The organism is Christiangramia portivictoriae DSM 23547 (assembly GCF_000423045.1).
Lineage (GTDB): Bacteria > Bacteroidota > Bacteroidia > Flavobacteriales > Flavobacteriaceae > Christiangramia > Christiangramia portivictoriae.
This window is the reverse complement of record NZ_KE383971.1, coordinates 283,646-301,473: the sequence shown is the minus strand read 5'-3', so window position 1 is coordinate 301,473 and position 17,828 is coordinate 283,646. Positions and strand designations below refer to the sequence as shown.

The 17,828-nt window shown below is 40.1% G+C and carries 14 protein-coding genes; 9 read left to right on the top strand and 5 right to left on the bottom strand.

The genetic code is table 11. The features are described 5' to 3' along the window. Positions 1-61: 61 nt before the first annotated feature. The gene (locus G529_RS0109750; protein ID WP_026915347.1) at positions 62-631 is read left to right on the top strand and encodes a hypothetical protein; all 570 of its coding nucleotides are present in this window, start codon (positions 62-64) and stop codon (positions 629-631) included. Between the two features lie 47 nt (positions 632-678). Here G529_RS0109750 and G529_RS0109745 read toward each other — a convergent pair whose 3' ends face one another. Together G529_RS0109745 and G529_RS0109740 are read right to left on the bottom strand one after the other, a co-directional pair. Further along, positions 679-2,415, bottom strand: coding sequence for a TonB-dependent receptor (locus tag G529_RS0109745; protein WP_026915346.1), 1,737 nt, complete (start codon positions 2,413-2,415; stop codon positions 679-681). 26 nt (positions 2,416-2,441) lie between these two features. Then, positions 2,442-5,462 carry a tetratricopeptide repeat protein gene (locus tag G529_RS0109740; RefSeq protein ID WP_026915345.1) on the bottom strand — a complete coding sequence of 1,007 codons (3,021 nt, stop codon included), beginning with the start codon at positions 5,460-5,462 and terminating at the stop codon, positions 2,442-2,444. A gap of 161 nt (positions 5,463-5,623) precedes the next feature. On the opposite strand from G529_RS0109740, the gene G529_RS0109735 reads away from it, so the two are divergent. The 3 genes from G529_RS0109735 (at position 5,624) to ppgK (ending at position 8,231) form a co-directional block, all read left to right on the top strand. Further along, positions 5,624-6,307 (top strand): cell division ATP-binding protein FtsE, encoded by a 684-nt coding sequence (locus G529_RS0109735; RefSeq protein WP_026915344.1) that lies wholly within the window; start codon positions 5,624-5,626, stop codon positions 6,305-6,307. Between the two features lie 373 nt (positions 6,308-6,680). Further along, a complete protein-coding gene (locus tag G529_RS0109725; protein WP_026915342.1) occupies positions 6,681-7,271 on the top strand; it encodes a fasciclin domain-containing protein in 591 nt (196 codons plus the stop codon). A gap of 213 nt (positions 7,272-7,484) precedes the next feature. Next, the gene (gene ppgK / locus G529_RS0109720; protein WP_026915341.1) at positions 7,485-8,231 is read left to right on the top strand and encodes a polyphosphate--glucose phosphotransferase; all 747 of its coding nucleotides are present in this window, start codon (positions 7,485-7,487) and stop codon (positions 8,229-8,231) included. 84 nt (positions 8,232-8,315) lie between these two features. Here the strand turns inward: ppgK and G529_RS0109715 are convergent, their stop codons facing one another. From G529_RS0109715 to G529_RS0109705, 3 genes are all read right to left on the bottom strand, one after another. After that, positions 8,316-9,221, bottom strand: a complete 906-nt coding sequence (locus G529_RS0109715; RefSeq protein ID WP_026915340.1) for an EamA family transporter — start codon at positions 9,219-9,221, stop codon at positions 8,316-8,318. A 136-nt stretch (positions 9,222-9,357) separates the two neighbouring features. Then, positions 9,358-11,160, bottom strand: a complete 1,803-nt coding sequence (typA, locus tag G529_RS0109710; protein ID WP_026915339.1) for a translational GTPase TypA — start codon at positions 11,158-11,160, stop codon at positions 9,358-9,360. A 185-nt stretch (positions 11,161-11,345) separates the two neighbouring features. Continuing rightward, positions 11,346-11,831 carry a DinB family protein gene (locus tag G529_RS0109705; RefSeq protein ID WP_026915338.1) on the bottom strand — a complete coding sequence of 162 codons (486 nt, stop codon included), beginning with the start codon at positions 11,829-11,831 and terminating at the stop codon, positions 11,346-11,348. Positions 11,832-11,955: 124 nt separating this feature from the next. Between G529_RS0109705 and kdsA the strand changes: the two genes are divergently transcribed. The 5 genes from kdsA to G529_RS0109680 all read left to right on the top strand — a co-directional run bounded on the left by kdsA (position 11,956) and on the right by G529_RS0109680 (position 17,695). Continuing rightward, positions 11,956-12,774: a 3-deoxy-8-phosphooctulonate synthase gene (kdsA, locus tag G529_RS0109700; protein WP_026915337.1), complete on the top strand. Its 819-nt coding sequence runs from the start codon at positions 11,956-11,958 to the stop codon at positions 12,772-12,774. Positions 12,775-12,874: 100 nt separating this feature from the next. Beyond that, positions 12,875-14,011 carry a porin gene (locus tag G529_RS0109695; RefSeq protein WP_035695900.1) on the top strand — a complete coding sequence of 379 codons (1,137 nt, stop codon included), beginning with the start codon at positions 12,875-12,877 and terminating at the stop codon, positions 14,009-14,011. 37 nt (positions 14,012-14,048) lie between these two features. Further along, entirely contained in the window at positions 14,049-15,194 is a 1,146-nt protein-coding gene (locus tag G529_RS0109690; RefSeq protein WP_026915335.1) for a hypothetical protein, read from the top strand. A gap of 18 nt (positions 15,195-15,212) precedes the next feature. Further along, on the top strand, positions 15,213-16,841 hold the full coding sequence (locus G529_RS0109685) for a BCCT family transporter (RefSeq protein ID WP_026915334.1): 1,629 nt from the start codon (positions 15,213-15,215) through the stop codon (positions 16,839-16,841). After that, on the top strand, positions 16,841-17,695 hold the full coding sequence (locus tag G529_RS0109680) for a universal stress protein (protein WP_026915333.1): 855 nt from the start codon (positions 16,841-16,843) through the stop codon (positions 17,693-17,695). Before G529_RS0109685 ends, G529_RS0109680 begins: the two co-directional genes overlap by 1 nt. The last annotated feature ends 133 nt before the right edge of the window (positions 17,696-17,828 follow it).

Below are 17,828 nucleotides of genomic sequence, written 5' to 3'. Positions count from 1 at the left end.
ATTAAGTAAATGCAGGTGTTCGTACGCAACCAACTGTATAAATCTGTATCCTGATAATACCATGATAAAATTAAGCACATTTAGCTGGTCACTTGTTTTCGTTTGCGCAGGTTTCTGCTGTCCGGAAGAAGATGACTATATCGAGCCCGCCACCTACACTATTGAAACACCTGAACTTATTGAAATTACAGATTCAAGGACCACCTATGCATTGAACGATACTATCTGGATTAAAACTGAAGTTCCTGTAAATCTGGAACATCAAGATGAAATTATCAATATTTCTGAAGTAACTGGAAATTCAGACAGATTATATGCCTACCTGGACCTATACCAGCAAACAGGATTTGAGAATCCTACGCTACTGAGTCTGAGCCCTGATGAAGTAATCATTCGGGAAGGGGAAGTTTCTACTAATAGCGCGCTCATTGCTACCGCTTTTTTAAACGGACAGAACTTTCAAAGTGAATTTGGTATTGTTCTAAAACAGCCAGGGGAGTTTTTTATTAGCAGTTACTATCAGCAACCTCTCAACCTTCTTGTAGATACTAATAACGGAGTACTGGTTTATCTACTTACTACGTTTAAAGATTCAGATGAGCCCGATCTATTTAGATTTACTGTAGAATAAAAAAAGGAACCTTTTCAGGTTCCTTTAATTTTATAGTGTTTTAATGATTAATTAAAATCGAACTTATAGGTCACTCCACCCAGAACCTGTATTCCCTGAACATTGTAGTCCAGCCATTTCTGATAATTATTGTCGAGAAGGTTACTTCCTTTTACAAAGGCAGATAATTGATCATTAAATCTATAACCAACATGAGCATTAGCATCAAAATAGCTGTCTAGCGTTACCACCGGGTCTGCGAACGTAAGGCTTAAAGACCTGTTCTCATCCTTACGCTCACCTACAAAAAACAGGTTCGCGCCAGTATACCACTTTTCAGTGATTTGATAATCTGCATTCAGACTTGCCGTCATATTTGGCAAATTCCATGCTTCTGCCTGGTCATCTGTATTATAGTTTAAAAACTCAGTATTGATTCCAAGTCTGAAATTCCTGTTCACATCCACATTTAATTCCGCAGCAAAAGCCAGAGTTTTCACGTCATCGTACACCACATCAAAACTGTTCCCATTGGTATATGGTTCCCCGTCAAGAACCATCGCATCGTAATTTCTTTGGAACAATGGCTTATCAAATTGAGACTGGTAGCTGGCCTTAAGATCATAAGAGATCGCATTAGACAGCTTTCCCTTTCCACCAACGTATGCATTGTACTTACTATCGGTTGGTCTGATGGTAAGCGTTGGTGAAATATATGGGTTCGCCTGGTAAAAATTATAGTAAGTATTTTGATCAAGATCACCTTCAAGACCGGCGTAGGCCGTAAAGTAATCGCCGGCAAGCTTATAACTTGCATTCACGGTAGGATAGATATAGATGTCTCCATCGCTGTTCTCCACATCTGCGCCATAAACGAAGTTCACACCAAGGTTAATACTAAGATCATCTCTCAGGATCAATAAACTTGGGTTTGCATTGAAGATCATATAGGTATAATCATAGCCTTCATTAGAGTCATAACGTTGCTCGAACTTTCCGTTTAGAATATCTGCTCCAACATTGGTAGTGATCAGCTCTTCCGCAATTTCGAGTTCAAAAAGACCATCCACATTCAGGTGATTTTCGGCAGTGGAAAATGCATCTCCGGAATGTCTGAATTTAGCTTTCGCTTTCTCAAAAAAGCTGTCATATAATTCGATCTCACTTCCGGCATACACTGAATAATAATTTTGCTGAGGATCGAGATTGGCCAGAAATTGAGAAGTATCAGGATTTGCCGGTATGCTATATTCCGGCAACCCATACCAGTTGAATAACTGATGCTCCGCTCCAAACTCAGCGATCCAGGAAAGATCCCTGTTACGAGTATTGTAATTTAAATTTAACTCGGTATCGTAGAATTTATCATCCAGATATACATCATCAATCCCTCCCTGGGACGAATTATGCGTTAGAAAAACACCAAAATTCTTACTACGGTCAATTTCGATATTAGAATAGAATTCTGCCAGCACATTGGAATAATTACCGAATCCCAGAGTCGCGTAGTTGTCATAAACTTTTGGTGGTCGTACACGCTCTACGGTGGTAGCCCGACCTTTTACCGGAGTGAACGTTGATGCCACCGGAACCGAAAATATGGAATATTGTACAGGCTTTTTTTGCAAGGTAACCGAATCGTTTCTAACCGGAGTGGCTTTGATCTTACTCGCATCGCGAACAGATGGCGTATATGGTTTAACTACGGTTACCGTTTCGCTACCTAATGGGTCCTGGGCATATAATATCCCACCGAAAAGGATTAGACCGAAAAACAGATTTTTCTTAATTGCTTGAAATCGCATATAGCAGTGAATCTATTAGATTATTTTTAGTTGTTGTTTTCTACTGAAGAATTGGTTTTTGCTTCCTGAGCTTTGATCCTACTTAGCTCAGCTTTGGCTTCAGAAACAATCTCCGGGAATTTCTGGAAGTTTTTGATCACATTCTCCAGAATATAAGTAGCCTGGTAAGCATCACCCAGAGCATAGAAGTTTTTAGCCATTAGTACCAGGCCTTTTGCTCCCCACATTTTGTAACCTGAAAAGTCTTTCGCCAGGATCTGTACGGCAGCATTGGAAGCTTCAAAGTTCTTATCGCGATTCTTAAAGTAAGCGTCATAATACAAAGCTTCTGCTCCAAGTTCTCCTGTGGCAGTTTTCTGAACTTCCTTATAAGCAGATCTTGCCTTGGACTCATTCCCAGATTTGATGGCCGCTCTGGCCACCATAATTCTCGCATCATTTCTTGCTTCAGCATCAGCTGTAGTATTGCTTAATACTTTTTCAGCATACACATTAGCCTTCGCGAAATTTCCAGTTTCATAATAAGACTTCATCAGGTTTTGCTGAGCAAACACCACATTTTCGTTATTATCTGCCTGGGTTTCCAGTTTTTCCAGCAAAGGAAGTGCCTGTGCATAATCTTTTTTCTCCAGGTAAATTTCAGACAAACGGGTAAGTGCCTGTTCGCTGAATTCGTTTTTAGGTTTAGAAGTTACGTATCGATAATTAGCAATCGAGCGGTCAACTTTTCCATCACGATAATATAGCTGAGCGAGGTAGAAATTAGCATTGATCGAGTGAATCCCGTTCGGGAAATTCTGAACATACTTTTCAAAATTCGCCATTGCTTTCGCAGTATTGTTGTTCAGATATTGATTTTCTGCTGCTTCATACGTAGCATTGTCAAGATCTGAATCACTTACCTCTACAAAGTCAATATTTCTTACCCAATCTGCGTACTCATCGGTTCTCCCTAAATCCACATAGACGTTTCTAGCGGTTGAAACCGCCTGTTTTGCTTCCGGAGTATTTGGGAATTCCGCAACCACTTTTCGTAGTCTCTCCAGGGCTCTGTTACCATCATTATTATTATAATAAATTAATCCCTGTCTAAGCATCGCTTTTGGCACCAGTGCACTTTCCGGAACATCACGAATCAGTCTATTGTAAGACTGGATCGCCTGGTCTGTATTATTTGCAGCTACATACGTATTTCCCAGTTCATACATCGCATCATCACGATATGGTGAGCGCGGGTAACGATTAATAAATCCATTCAATTCTTCCAGTTTAGTATCATTCCTATTTACAAAGCCGTAGCTAATGGATTTTTGAAAAGCTGCATAATCTGCATTGCTCACTCCATTGTCAATAGCTTTCTGATAAGCTTCCATCGCCGGCCAGTACTGGCTGGTTACATAATACGTATCTCCAAGTCTTAGCAGGGCGTCATTCTTTTTTGCTCCTTCCGCAGAAGCTGAAGCGGCAAATGATTTAAAGTAGTTGACCGCCTGGGTATAATCGTTCTTTTTGAAATATGCATACCCAATATTATAGTCCAGATCTTCATATTCCGGAGTATTTCGTGCAGCGCTCATTCCTTTGAACTCACGATATCCAAGAATGGCGTCATCCATTCTATTGATATTATACTCACTTTCAGCTTTCCAGTAAGTAGCTTTCGCAGTGATATCCTGGTTTCTAGGTTCTTTTAAAGCCTTATCAAAATTCTTAATCGCCTCGTAGTATTCAGCTTCCTCGAAAAGTTCCAGTCCGTAGAAATAAGCAACTTTCTGGTAAGCCTGCTTATCACTGAAGTTTCTGTTATTTTCCAGCAATCTCATCGCTTCTTCATAATTTTTTGAAGTAATGAAAGAATCGATCAGCAATGATTCCATTTCAGATTTATGCTCAGATGCCGGATAGGCGTTTAAGTAGTTGATCAAAACCTGCGACGGACTCTCATAAGAATTCCCGATCTCGTAACTAAGTTTAGCGTAGTTGAAAAGAGCATCTTCCTTGATCTTCGCATCAAAATCCATTTCAGCAGCATTTTTAAAAGCATTCAGGGCCTGTTGCTTCTGGTCACTCTCAAGATATGACTGCGCAAGGTGGTAGTAAGCGTTCTGTGCGATCGCATTTTTACCATCAACGATCTTATTGAATTCACCAATAGCCGCTTCATAATTACCCTGTTTGTAATAAGCGTAACCAAGCTGATAGTAATCTGTATTATTCCACTTACCACGTAAACCGTTGTAACCTTTTAAGTAAGGAATCGCTTCTTCGTAGTTCCCAAGATTGAAATAGCTCTCTCCTATTATTTTATTTAACTGCGGAATCTCCTGTCGGTTAGCTTTTGGCAACTGCTCAAGTCCCTGTTCAATTGCCTTTTCGAAATTTCCAAGCTTGAAGTTCATATCTGCCTGGAAATAAGATAGATCTTCGGTATACCGATCGTTTCCTTTTACTTCCTCGAAATATTCGTTCGCTTCCACATAATCGTCGCCTTCATAAGCGATATAACCAAGATAATATTTGGCCTGTGCGCCATATTCTTTGGAATCCCGAACGCGGTTCAGGTAAGTTTGAGCTTCTTCGAATTGATTGGATCGAAAGTATGCATATCCATTATTGAAATAGTATCGCTCCCTGTCCTTTTTGCTCATGGCATTTTCATCCACACGGTCATACCACTTTCTGGAAAGTGCATATTTCCCGGTCTGGAAATAATAATCGGCTACATCAAGGTAAGCCGAATTTGTTTTTGTGCTGGTAGGATACCTGGTCACAAAATTTTCCATGAGCCTGTCGGCACCCGGTTGATTTAGTCTTACCGCGGCATTGGCAATATAATAAGCTGCATCTCCTTTGACCTTTTCATCATTCGTCTCATCCATTACCTCATCAAATAGATTCTGAGCGGCGAGATATTGCTGATTATTGTATAGTTCCAGTGCCCGATTGAAGTCAACCAGGTCATGTGTGTAGGCAGCAGATTGCTGACAAATACCGGAAAATGAGAAGGATATGAAAACGACTAGCAGGTAAGCTTTTTTCAGTGTCATTTATGATGTTTTAGATTGGAAATCAAAGATAATTTAAAGCTTGATTCTATAACGTGGTTTAACTTCTATAATTATGTTAATGGTAAAAAAAGTATGTTGCTGCACCTTGAAAAATGTATATTTGAGCATAATTTACTTGGAATATTCAACGTTAGCAAGCCATGTCTCAAACTGTACTTGAACTTAAAAATGCCGCGATCTATCAACGCGAAAGTCTTATTTTATCTGAAGTGGATGTTACCGTCTACAAAGGTGATTTCGTTTATCTGATAGGAAAGACAGGGACAGGTAAAAGTAGCTTTATGAAGACCCTCTATGGAGATCTGCCTCTTACTGAAGGTGAAGGAAGCATTGTAGATTATAATCTTCGAACCTTGAAGGAAAAGGATATTCCGTTTTTGAGACGTAAACTGGGAGTTGTTTTTCAGGATTTTAAATTGCTAACAGATCGAAATATTAAGGATAATCTCCTTTTTGTACTGAAAGCCACTGGCTGGAAAGACAAAAAAGGAATGGATAGCAAGATCGATGAAGTGCTGGACAAGGTTGGGATGAAAACTAAAGGATTTAAATTTCCCTATCAGCTTTCAGGTGGAGAACAGCAGCGTGTGGCCATTGCCCGCGCCTTGTTGAACGATCCTGAATTAATTCTGGCAGATGAGCCTACCGGAAACCTGGATCCACAAACCTCTGTGGAGGTCATGGAGGTACTTCAGGAAATCAGCAAGAATGGAAACACCATCCTAATGGCCACCCATGATTATGCGTTGTTGCTGAAGTATCCTTCCAAAACTTTGAAGTGTGATGGCCAGAGAGTCTTCGAAGTGGTTCAGAAATCGGTTTAATGAACTTAGAAAAAGGTGCTTATATACTTGCGATACTTGCATTGATTCTGATAGCGGTAAACTTTAGGCTCGCTTACCCTGATAATTTCGATACTGTCTTTTATATCCTTACCACATCCAATTTGTTTATTCTGTTTGCATCTGTTATAAGCTTCAGAAAGCGGAAAAACAGGACTTATTCATCCGAATTTTAGAATTGCATTTTCACCGATAGCACTTATTCACCCTAAGTTTTATTGTTTCAACTGCATTTTACCCTTACACATAAAAGATTAATTATCAGCATTTAAACTTTGTTTAAAGTTTAGTTAATTACATTAAACAAAGTTGATTTTAAATCTATATTTATCTCATAATCAAAAACTTAAATATTATGAGAGTTTTATCTTCCTTCGGAATTGCCCTGCTGATGATTCTTTTTATTTCCTGTGAACAGGAACCAGTTTCAGAAGAGCTGAACATTGCAGACGCAAGCGCAAAAGCTTCTGTTGCAGCTCAAAGAAGTGACGAAAGTATCGCTGCTAACGTCGTAAAGTTTGCTTCAGCTGAAGAAGACCCGGAATTTACCTTACTCTTAGCCGCGCTGAACTATGCCGGAATCACTTCCCTGTTCGCAGAATCTGATCAATATACCGTGTTCGCTCCTACAGATGCAGCATTTCAAAGATTTCTGGGAGATAATGCTTTAACTGATTTTACACCTGAAGAGGTTGCGGCAATTCTTTCCTATCATGTTACTGAAGGAAGACGTTTCAGCAATAGTGTGGTGCCAAAAAATAAACCAAGGGAAATTGAAACTCTTCTGGGTCCATCAATTTATGTAAATAGCTCAGCCGGAATTGATACCAATGATAGTGACATGGATGCAGATGCTTCTATTCTTGTAGGCGCCGGCTTATTCGACATTCCAGCTTCCAATGGAGTGATTCACGTGATCGATGAAGTGCTTGTTCCAGAATTATAAAGCTCATATAAATCTACCATAAAATAAAAGTCACCTTCTGGGTGGCTTTTTTTATTAATGCTTTTCAAATCTACCTGTTGATATTAATAATGCGGAAAGCAAGCCGTTGAAATACCGGCAAGTCAATTAAGAGAATTTGAGAAATGATAATTTTAATGAAACTGCTGAGTAAAAACTTCAATTTTACTAACTTGTATAAATTCAAATAATTTCATGGACATTTTAGGAATAGATATTGGCGGTTCCAGTTTAAAAGGAGCCATAGTGAACATGCAAACCGGATCCTTAAAAACGGCCGTTCATAGAATTCCGACTCCTGTAGACCGTAAACCAGAAGGGATCACAAAGGCCGTAGCTGAAATGGTTTCCTTCTTCGACCACAAAGGACCTGTAGGCTGCGGTTTTCCAACCATTGTCAAAAATGGTATTTGCCAACACGAAGGAAATTTGGACCTGGACTGGGTAGGGAAAGATGTAGATCGTTTATTCGAAAATGCTATCGGACTGGAATTTAGTGTGATCAACGATGCAGATGCCGCCGGTCTGGCCGAAATAAAATTTGGAGCAGGACAGGAGCTTGATGGGTTTATACTTATGATCACTGTAGGCACAGGCCTGGGCAGTGGTGCATACCTGAGAGGTGAACTCATCCCAAATTTTGAATTGGGCCAGATCCCTTATAAAGAATTTGAGAAAATCGAACAATGGGCCGCTTCTTCCATCAAGACGGAGGAAGGACTTAGCTACCAGGAATGGGGAACAAGATTTAATACCTTCCTTCAATATGTCGAAAAAATTCTGAATCCGGATACCATCATTATTGGAGGCGGAATTTCCAATGACTGGCATAAATTTAAAGATCATCTAACGATCAATGTCCCGCTTATTCCGGCGAAACTGCGCAATGATTCCGGTATTCTGGGTGCAGCACTGGCTGCACACTTGAAGTACGCAGGATAATCATGTTGCTGGACCGTTCTTGAGAATCACATGTTCAAATGCTTCAGTTTAGCACTAAAGTTTTCTTTACTTCCGAAGAGAGAGCTATTCTTTAGCCCTGGCGTGCACACTCTTCTTTAAATTCATTTGAACTACAGCCAGCAGGATCAAACCTATTCCCAACCATTGTGAAAGATTCACCTGCTCATTCAGTAAAAAGTATGCCATAAGTACAGCAGCGGGCAATTCTATAGAAGAAATAATCGCTCCAAGCCCTACATCAATTTTCGGCATTCCAGCAGTATACAACAGCGGTGGCAAAACCGTTCCAAACAAAGCCAGTACCAATCCCCAGCTCAGGAAAATACTCGTGTTGAATTCTACGATCAGGTATGGTAAGGTGATGATACTTACTACGATAAAACCGCCAAGCATCATCCAGAGACTTCGTTTTAGAGAATGCATTTCCAGGGATACGGTGTTAGAGCAATAGATCGTTCCTGTATAGGACATGGCGGCCAGAACTCCCCAGCCTATTCCTCTCCAGTCGATCTCGAAAGAATCTTTAAAGACATTGGTAGCCAGGAGCGTACCTGCAAGAATGGCTATTACCGCTAGGATCTTCTTAGTACCCGGCTTTTTCCGTTTCATAATAGCTTCCAGGACCACGCCCATCCATACGCTTTGCATCAACATTACGATCCCGATGGACACCGGAATGTATTTCACAGCGAGATAATAGAAAAAACTGGTAAGGCCTAGTGTTGTTCCAGCCGCAACCAGTTTTAGTTTACTACGATTCCTGGAAGTTCCGGTTTCAGCATGCTCCTTCTTGCGCACAAAAAGATTTATAAGTAAAAGCCCCAGTAGTCCTAGTGCCATTTGAGAAAAGGTAACCTCATGCGAAGTATAACCATCCTCATAAGCCAGTTTAACGAAGGTGGTAAGCATCCCATAGCTACATGCTCCCAGTGCTACCAGAATGGATCCTTTAAGTACAGATTTGTCCATATTTTCAATACACTATAATAGAGCATCCCATAGTTCAAAGAATGCTCCCAAGAGGTTTTTACAAAACTTTCCAGCGAAAATTTTGCATGAAAAAGCCCACCTTACGGCAGGCTTTTCAAGATTATTTATCAAAAGATTATACGATCTTATTTCTCTTACGTTCGTTTTCGGTAAGGAAGATCTTTCTAAGTCTTAGATGATTTGGAGTTACCTCTACATACTCATCTTTCTGAATATATTCCAAAGCTTCTTCCAGCGAGAACTTGATCGCAGGAACAATCTTGGCTTTATCGTCTGCTCCAGAAGAACGTACGTTAGAAAGCTTTTTGGTCTTAGTGATATTCACCGCCATATCATCCTGACGTGAGTTCTCACCGATTACCTGACCTTCGTAAATATCCTCTCCCGGATCTACAAAGAACTTACCTCTGTCCTGAAGTTTATCGATAGAATAAGGAATTGCTTTTCCTTTTTCCATAGAAACCAGTGAACCATTCTGTCTTTCAGGAATTCCACCTTTCAATGGCTGGTATTCTTTATATCTGTGTGCCATGATCGCTTCACCCGCCGTAGCAGTAAGCAACTGGTTTCTTAGGCCAATGATCCCTCTGGAAGGAATTAAGAACTGGATGTTCATTCTATCGCCTTTTGCTTCCATGGAAAGCATCTCCCCTTTTCTCATGGTCACCATCTCCACAGCTTTACCAGAAACATCTTCTGGTAAATCGATCGTAAGCTCTTCTACGGGCTCACATTTTACTCCGTCAATTTCTTTGATGATTACCTGTGGCTGACCAATTTGAAGTTCGTAACCTTCACGTCTCATTGTTTCAATAAGAACAGATAAGTGAAGTACCCCTCTACCAAACACCATGAATTTATCTGCACTATCAGTTTCCTGAACACGAAGTGCAAGGTTCTTTTCAAGTTCTTTGAATAGTCTTTCCTTTATATGTCTTGAGGTTACAAACTTTCCATCTTTTCCGAAGAAAGGAGAATCGTTAATAGTGAAAAGCATACTCATGGTAGGCTCATCGATGGCAATTGTTTTAAGCCCTTCTGGATTTTCGAAATCGGCAACGGTATCACCAATTTCAAATCCTTCCAGTCCAACGATAGCACAAATATCACCTGCCTGTACTTCTTCGATCTTTCTACGGCCTAAACCTTCGAAAGTATGTAATTCTTTAATCCTTGTTTTCTTAATGCTTCCGTCACGTTTCACTAAAGAAACCTGCTGACCTTCTTTTAAAGTACCTCTCTGTAATCTACCAATCGCGATACGACCTGTAAACGAAGAGAAATCAAGTGACGTGATCAACATTTGAGGAGAACCTTCAAGATCTACTTTAGGCGCAGGAATATGCTCCATCACCATATCAAGTAGCGGCTCAATATTTTCAGTTTCCTTTCTCCAGTCATCGCTCATCCAGTTGTTCTTGGCAGAACCGTAAACAGTTGGGAAATCCAACTGCCACTCTTCAGCACCAAGTTCGAACATTAGATCAAAAACCTTCTCATGAACTTCTTCAGGAGTACAGTTTTCTTTGTCCACTTTGTTTACAACCACACAAGGTTTTAAACCAAGATCGATCGCTTTTTGCAAAACGAATCTGGTCTGTGGCATAGGACCTTCAAAAGCATCTACTAATAGAAGAACACCATCTGCCATGTTCAAAACACGTTCTACCTCTCCACCAAAATCGGCGTGACCAGGAGTATCAATGATATTGATTTTCGTGTCTTTATAAACAACAGAAACGTTCTTGGAAGTAATCGTGATTCCACGCTCTCTTTCAAGATCATTGTTGTCCAGGATAAGATCACCTGTAGATTGGTTATCACGGAACAATTCACAGTGATACATTATTTTATCAACCAGGGTCGTTTTACCGTGGTCAACGTGTGCGATAATCGCGATATTTCTAATAGCTGTCATGAAGCCTTATTTTTAAGGCTGCAAATGTACACCTATTTTTCGCTAAACCATCGTATCTTTAAAAGATTTTAATTTACTGATAATCAAATAATTTAAGCAATTACCAAATCATTATTTATACTTCTGAAATATGTAAAAAGCTGAAACATTCCAGAAATCACTTTTTCATTCTAAAAGCTGTAGTCTTACTGCTCGTCTGCTGAAGGTCCATAGGTTGAAGGAACCGGCACATCCAAAAGCCGGAAATACACACCCAGTTGCGCCCGGTGATGCGGGAATTGGTTCATGACCATAGTTTGTAATACATTCAATTTTGGCATTTGCATTAAACTCTCTCCATCTTTGGTCATTTCCCATAGTTCATGGTAAGCTTCGTCTGGTTTTTGCAAAGCTTTCATGGCTTCTTCGGAATTTTTCTGAAGCGTCGCGATAATTTCTGTTACAGTCGCACCTGAAGGTGCTTTATATCCTGAAAGATCCATACTCCCATGATCCATAGTACCACTAATCCATGACGGAATCTCTGCTAAATGATTGGCGAGCTCTTTGATGCTCATCGACTTGTCATGAGGTTTCCAGTTCATTCGATCTTCTGGAATACGTTTTAGAAATTTAAGAGCAAGTGCGGTTTCCTGCTTTAACTGGGGAATTAAAAATTCTTGGATCTTCATCGTTTCAGATTAAAAGTTAATTCTTTCTAAATTACAGCATTTACAGATAAGAATCAGCAAAATCACGATCTCCCAATTTTTTGATGCGGGATTAATTGAACTATCTTTGCAAAAAACCGAAGAAATGGAACTGAGTAAAATTCCGCAGATAAAACATAGTGACTCTAATAATTTCTTTCTACTTGCAGGTCCTTGTGCGATCGAAGGTGAAGAAATGGCATTGCGAATTGCCGAAAAGGTGGTGGAAATCACTTCTAAACTGGAGATCCCTTACATATTTAAAGGTTCTTTTAAAAAGGCAAACCGCAGTCGATTAGATAGTTTTACCGGGATTGGAGATGAGAAAGCGCTTAAGATTCTGCGCAAGGTTTCAGAAACTTTTGAGATTCCTACAGTGACCGATATCCACGAAGTAAGTGATGCCAAGATGGCCGCAGAATATGTAGATGTCCTTCAAATTCCTGCATTTCTGGTTAGACAGACAGATCTTGTCGTAGCAGCTGCAGAAACAGGCAAAGTAGTGAACCTGAAAAAAGGACAGTTTATGAGTCCGGAATCCATGAAACATGCAGTAACCAAAGTAACCGATTGTAATAATGACCAGGTAATGGTCACAGATCGTGGAACCATGTTCGGATACCAAGATATGATTGTGGATTTTCGTGGAATTCCTACCATGAGAGAATTTGCTCCAACCGTTCTGGATGTGACGCATTCTCTGCAGCAGCCAAATCAAAGCAGCGGGGTAACCGGAGGAAGACCAGATATGATCGAAACCATTGCCCGTGCCGGAGTGGTGAATCATGTTGATGGGCTTTTTATCGAAACTCATTTTGATCCTGCAAATGCAAAAAGTGATGGTGCAAATATGCTAGATCTGGCTTATCTGGAGAATCTTTTAACCAATCTGGTAAGTATTCGAAAGACCATTAATTCATTCTAAAATTTTTAAAACCGCCTTACAGCGGTTTCTTTTTTTAAAACATAAGTGGAAAATCTTCAGATATTCCTGTAACTTAGGATAACTTAACAATACTATACCGATGCTTTATTCAAAATTCTATCAGGGTTTACTGGTAGCACTTTGCTTATGTCTTTTCAGCTCAGCCCATGCACAGGAAAAACTGGAAGTTGACATTGGTGGTGCCCTGCGCTTTAATTACAATTTCTCATCCTGGAAAGAAGGACAGAAAGATCGCGGTGGCGACTTTGGATATGATCTCTTCAGATTAAATGTAAACGGAGCCTATCAGGGTATTTATGTGGATGCAGAATACAGGTTTTATTCTGAAGCTTTTGGAGGAGATTTTTTAAAACATGGAGTCGTTGGTTATGAATTGAATGAAAACAGTAAAATTGAAGCAGGTCTTGCCAAAGTCCCCTTTGGTATCGAACGCTATAACTCCAATAACTTTTTTCTAAATCTTCCATATTATGTGGGCCTGGAGGACGATTACGACATGGGAGTTACCTACACCTATGAGAATGATGATTTTGAGTATCATCTAGGTTTCTTCAAAAATTCTGAAGAATTGCGATTTGGAAGTAATTCTGAAAATTCTTCGAACCGGTATTCTTATGATATCGTGGGCAGGAATAAAGAGATCAACCAGGTAAATGGTAAATTCATCTGGAAACCATTGGGAACCAAGAAACACAGGCTTGGTGCGTCTGCAAAATATGGCGGCATCTATAATCTCGACACCGAAGAAATTGGAGACCGGTATGCCTTTGCGATCCATCACCAGTATCACACAGAAGACTGGTTAATTAAAACGCAAATCCTGACTGCTGGATTCAATCCCATCAATGCTCCCGGTGAACCAAGAAATAAATTATTACTAGGCGCTTACGGAGTGCCTTACGAAACTGCTGCTAAGTTCGAGATCTATACTCTCGGGATCTCAAGATATATAGATATTGATACCAAACTGTTCAAGCATCTCGAGATCTACAACGATTTTGGGTTCATGGACAAAAGAGAGAAAGGCTTTACAGACTCTTTTATGAATGTTACTGGAGTATTATTCAGCTCTGGTCCTATTTATTGTTTTGTAGACTATGCTGCGGGTTACAACCATTCGTGGCTGGGAGGAAATTTCGCTGATGATTTTGGAGTTGGGGATCCCGATGCCAAATGGGAAGCAAGGTTTAATATCAACATAGGCTATTACTTCTAAATTTTTAGCAGCAACAATCGAGAAACAATATTTCAGCATGTCAAAAACTACATCTTCCAGGTTCATAATTGTGATGCTTATAATAGCTGCATTTACCGGGATGAAAGCGTCCTATGCCCAGGAAGATCCGGAATTGAAAATTGGTGGCGCACTAAGATTTAATTACAATCTTTCTTCATGGAAAGAAGGACAGAAAGATCGTGGTGGTGACTTTGGCTATGACATGTTCAGGGTGAATGTGAACGGAGCCTACCAGGGTATTTATTTAAATGCAGAATACAGATTGTATTCTCGATCCTTTGGTGGAGGTTTTCTGAAGCAGGGTTGGTTAGGCTATCACTTTAACGATCAGGAGGAGATACAGGTGGGATTAACTCAGGTTCCCTTCGGAATTCAGCAATATAATTCTCATAACTGGTTTTTTAATCTTACCTATTATTTTGGATTAGAAGATGACCACGACATGGGCGTTAAGTATGTACATATTGATGACAAGTTCGAATATAACCTGGCTTTCTTTAAAAATGCTGAAGAATTGCGTTTTGGTGGAACTTCTGAAGTTTCTCCAGATAGATATTCATATGATGTCGTGGGCAGAAATAAAGAGGTAAATCAATTCAACGGAAAACTCATCTATAAATTTGGTGATTCCATCAAAAATAGATTGGGAACTTCCATTCAATATGGAGGTTTGTACAATCTTGATACAGAAAAAACAGGAACTCATTACGGGTTGGCGCTACATTACGAAATGTTCTATAAGAACTGGAACCTGAAGTTACAGGCAATGAATATAGACCATGATCCCGAAAATTTACCGGGTGAATCCAGGGAAATCATTAAAATGGGTGCTTATGGCTTTCCTTACGAAGTAGCATCAGACTTTAATATTTACACGATCGCCGTCTCCAAAAGTATTCCGGTAGCACTTGGACCCGTAAGCAATATCCAGTTCTACAATGATTTTGGATACCAGGATAAAAAGGTAGGGAGTTTTGAAGATTCCTTTATGAATGTCACAGGAATGCTGCTCACTGCAGGACAGGTCTATACATATGTAGATTATGCCGCCGGTTATAACCAATCCTGGCTGGGAGGAAATTTTGTAGATGACTTCTCCACCGGGAATCCCGATGCAAAATGGGAAGCCCGATTTAATATAAACATAGGATATTACTTTTAATCAGACTTAAATTAATTTATGGCTAAAAAAGTTACCAGAAGCGACGAAAAGAAATCAATATTTGGACTTGAAGTGAACGGTCCGGTATTTTTTACTTCAACCGCGATCATTATCGCAATCATCACCCTTACCCTGATTTTTAATAAACAGGCAGAAAGTTTTTTCAGTGATCTCCAGCTTGGGGTTGCTGAAAATGCGGACTGGTTTTTTATTCTTTCCATAAATATTTTCCTGGTGTTCCTAATCTATCTGGCAGCATCAAAATATGGAAATATGAGAATTGGTGGACAGGGCGCCAAACCAGAATTTAAGACCGGTTCCTGGTTTGCCATGTTATTTAGTGCCGGGATGGGAATAGGCCTGTTATTCTTTGGGGTTGGAGAACCCGTGATGCATTTTAACAGCCCACCTACAGAAGTTGCCGGCACGGCCGCCGCGGCTCAGGAAGCAATGAATTTCACCTTTTTACACTGGGGATTTCATGCCTGGGCGGTTTATGCACTTGTAGGCTTATCCTTAGCGTATTTCACCTATTCAAGAGGTTTACCACTTACCATTAGATCCATTTTCTATCCGTTCCTTGGGGACAGAATCTATGGTAGAATTGGTGATGTGATCGATGTCTTCGCAGTTCTGGCCACGTTATTTGGTCTCGCGACGTCATTGGGCTTTGGAGTACAGCAGATCGCTTCGGGACTAAATCATGTATTTGGATTGCCCGATGGTATCACAACGCAGGTTATCATCATTGGGATTGTAACCTTGATCGCCACTACTTCTGTGGTGCTGGGAGTAGATAAAGGAGTAAAGATCCTGAGTGAATGGAATATGAGAATCGCGGTGATTCTATTGATACTTGCACTCATATTAGGACCAACATTATTTATTTTCCGAAGTTTTGTTCAGAATACAGGAAGCTATTTATATAATTTCCTTGAAATTTCTACCTGGAGTGAAACCTTTACCAATGGAACCTGGCAAAATGACTGGACCGTATTTTATTGGGGCTGGTGGATTGGATGGTCTCCATTCGTAGGGATGTTCATCGCCAGAATCTCTAAAGGAAGAACAATTCGTGAATTTATTCTTGGTGTTCTTTTAGTACCAGCCATTGTAACATTCTTCTGGATGTCTGCCTTTGGAAGCGTGGCTATTGAACAAATCATGTCTGGAAGCGATGTTCTAAGTGATGCAGTGAATGCAGATATCGCTACCGCACTATTCGTTTTCTTCCAGGACTACCCTCTGTCTATGGTCATTAATATCGTGGCGATATTACTCATTGCAGGCTTCTTCATAACATCTTCAGATTCAGGTTCCCTGGTAATTGACAGCCTGACCACTGGTGGGAAGATCGATGCTCCGGTTGGGCAGCGAATCTTCTGGGCGGTGACTGAAGGTGCTGTTGCCGCAGTTTTGTTAATTGGAGGTGGTTTACAGGCGCTGCAAACAGCCACTATAGTCACAGGTCTTCCGTTTGCCATCATCCTTCTGGTGATGTGCTATTCTTTATACAAGGGATTACAGGAAGATCACGAGCAAATGGAAGAAAAGAAGTCTGAAAAGCAGATGAAAAATTATGAAGAGATCGTTTCGGAAATTGTACAGAAACGTAATGTGAAAAATGAACCTAAAAACAAGCAGTAATGAAGAAAGTCAATAATATCCTGGTCGCTCTTGATTTAAGCACGATAGATGAGACCCTCATTCAATATGCTTCTTTCCTGGCAGATACTTTACAGCCTGAAAAAATTTACTTTGTCCATAATATCAAGAAATATGAAATTTCCGAGATCTTTCAGGAGCAGCTGAAGGACCTGGACCTGGAGAGCATGATTAGTGATGAACTGGACGAAAAGGTTTCTCAGCATTTTTCAGCTTCTGCTGAATTTGAGGTTTTGATTTCCGAAGATCCCTATACCGAAAGCCTGATGAGCTACGTGGTTCATAAGTACGCCATTGACCTGGTGATAGTAGGTAAAAAGAAGATCACCGAAGGTTCAGGAGGAATTTCAGAAAAACTGATGAAAACCCTGAAATGTGATATCGTATCTGTTCCGGAAAATGCGGAGAGCAGCATGAATAATATTTGGGTGGGAACAGATTTCTCACGCGAATCTGCCAAATCTTTTGAAACAGCCTCTCTCATCGCCAATTATACCGGAGCCAGAGTTTCTTCAATTCATGTGTATTCCATTCCTATGCAATTTACACCATACATTGAAAAGGATGCGATGCTACCAAAGATCCAGAAGCACAGTCAGGAGAAATTTGATAAATTTCTAAAGCGCTACCTCATAACAGATACCACCACAAAGATCTTTCGTGCTAAGGATGCCAGTGTCGCAGAACGTCTTGTCCTGGAATCTTATAAGGAACAGGCAGATCTAATAGTTATTGCCAGTAAAGGAAACAATGTATTTTCTTCGTTACTGGTAGGAAGTGTGGCTGGTGAACTTTTCAAAATGAAACGAAATATCCCGGTCTGGATCTCGAAGTAAATTTTTAAGGTTTTATTACAAAGCGTAATGAATTAACGATATTAATTAATTCATTACGCTTTCTGCTGCTTATTACCTAAACTATTGTTAATCAAAAGACAATAGAATTACAATTCTCCTAATTTCATTCGGT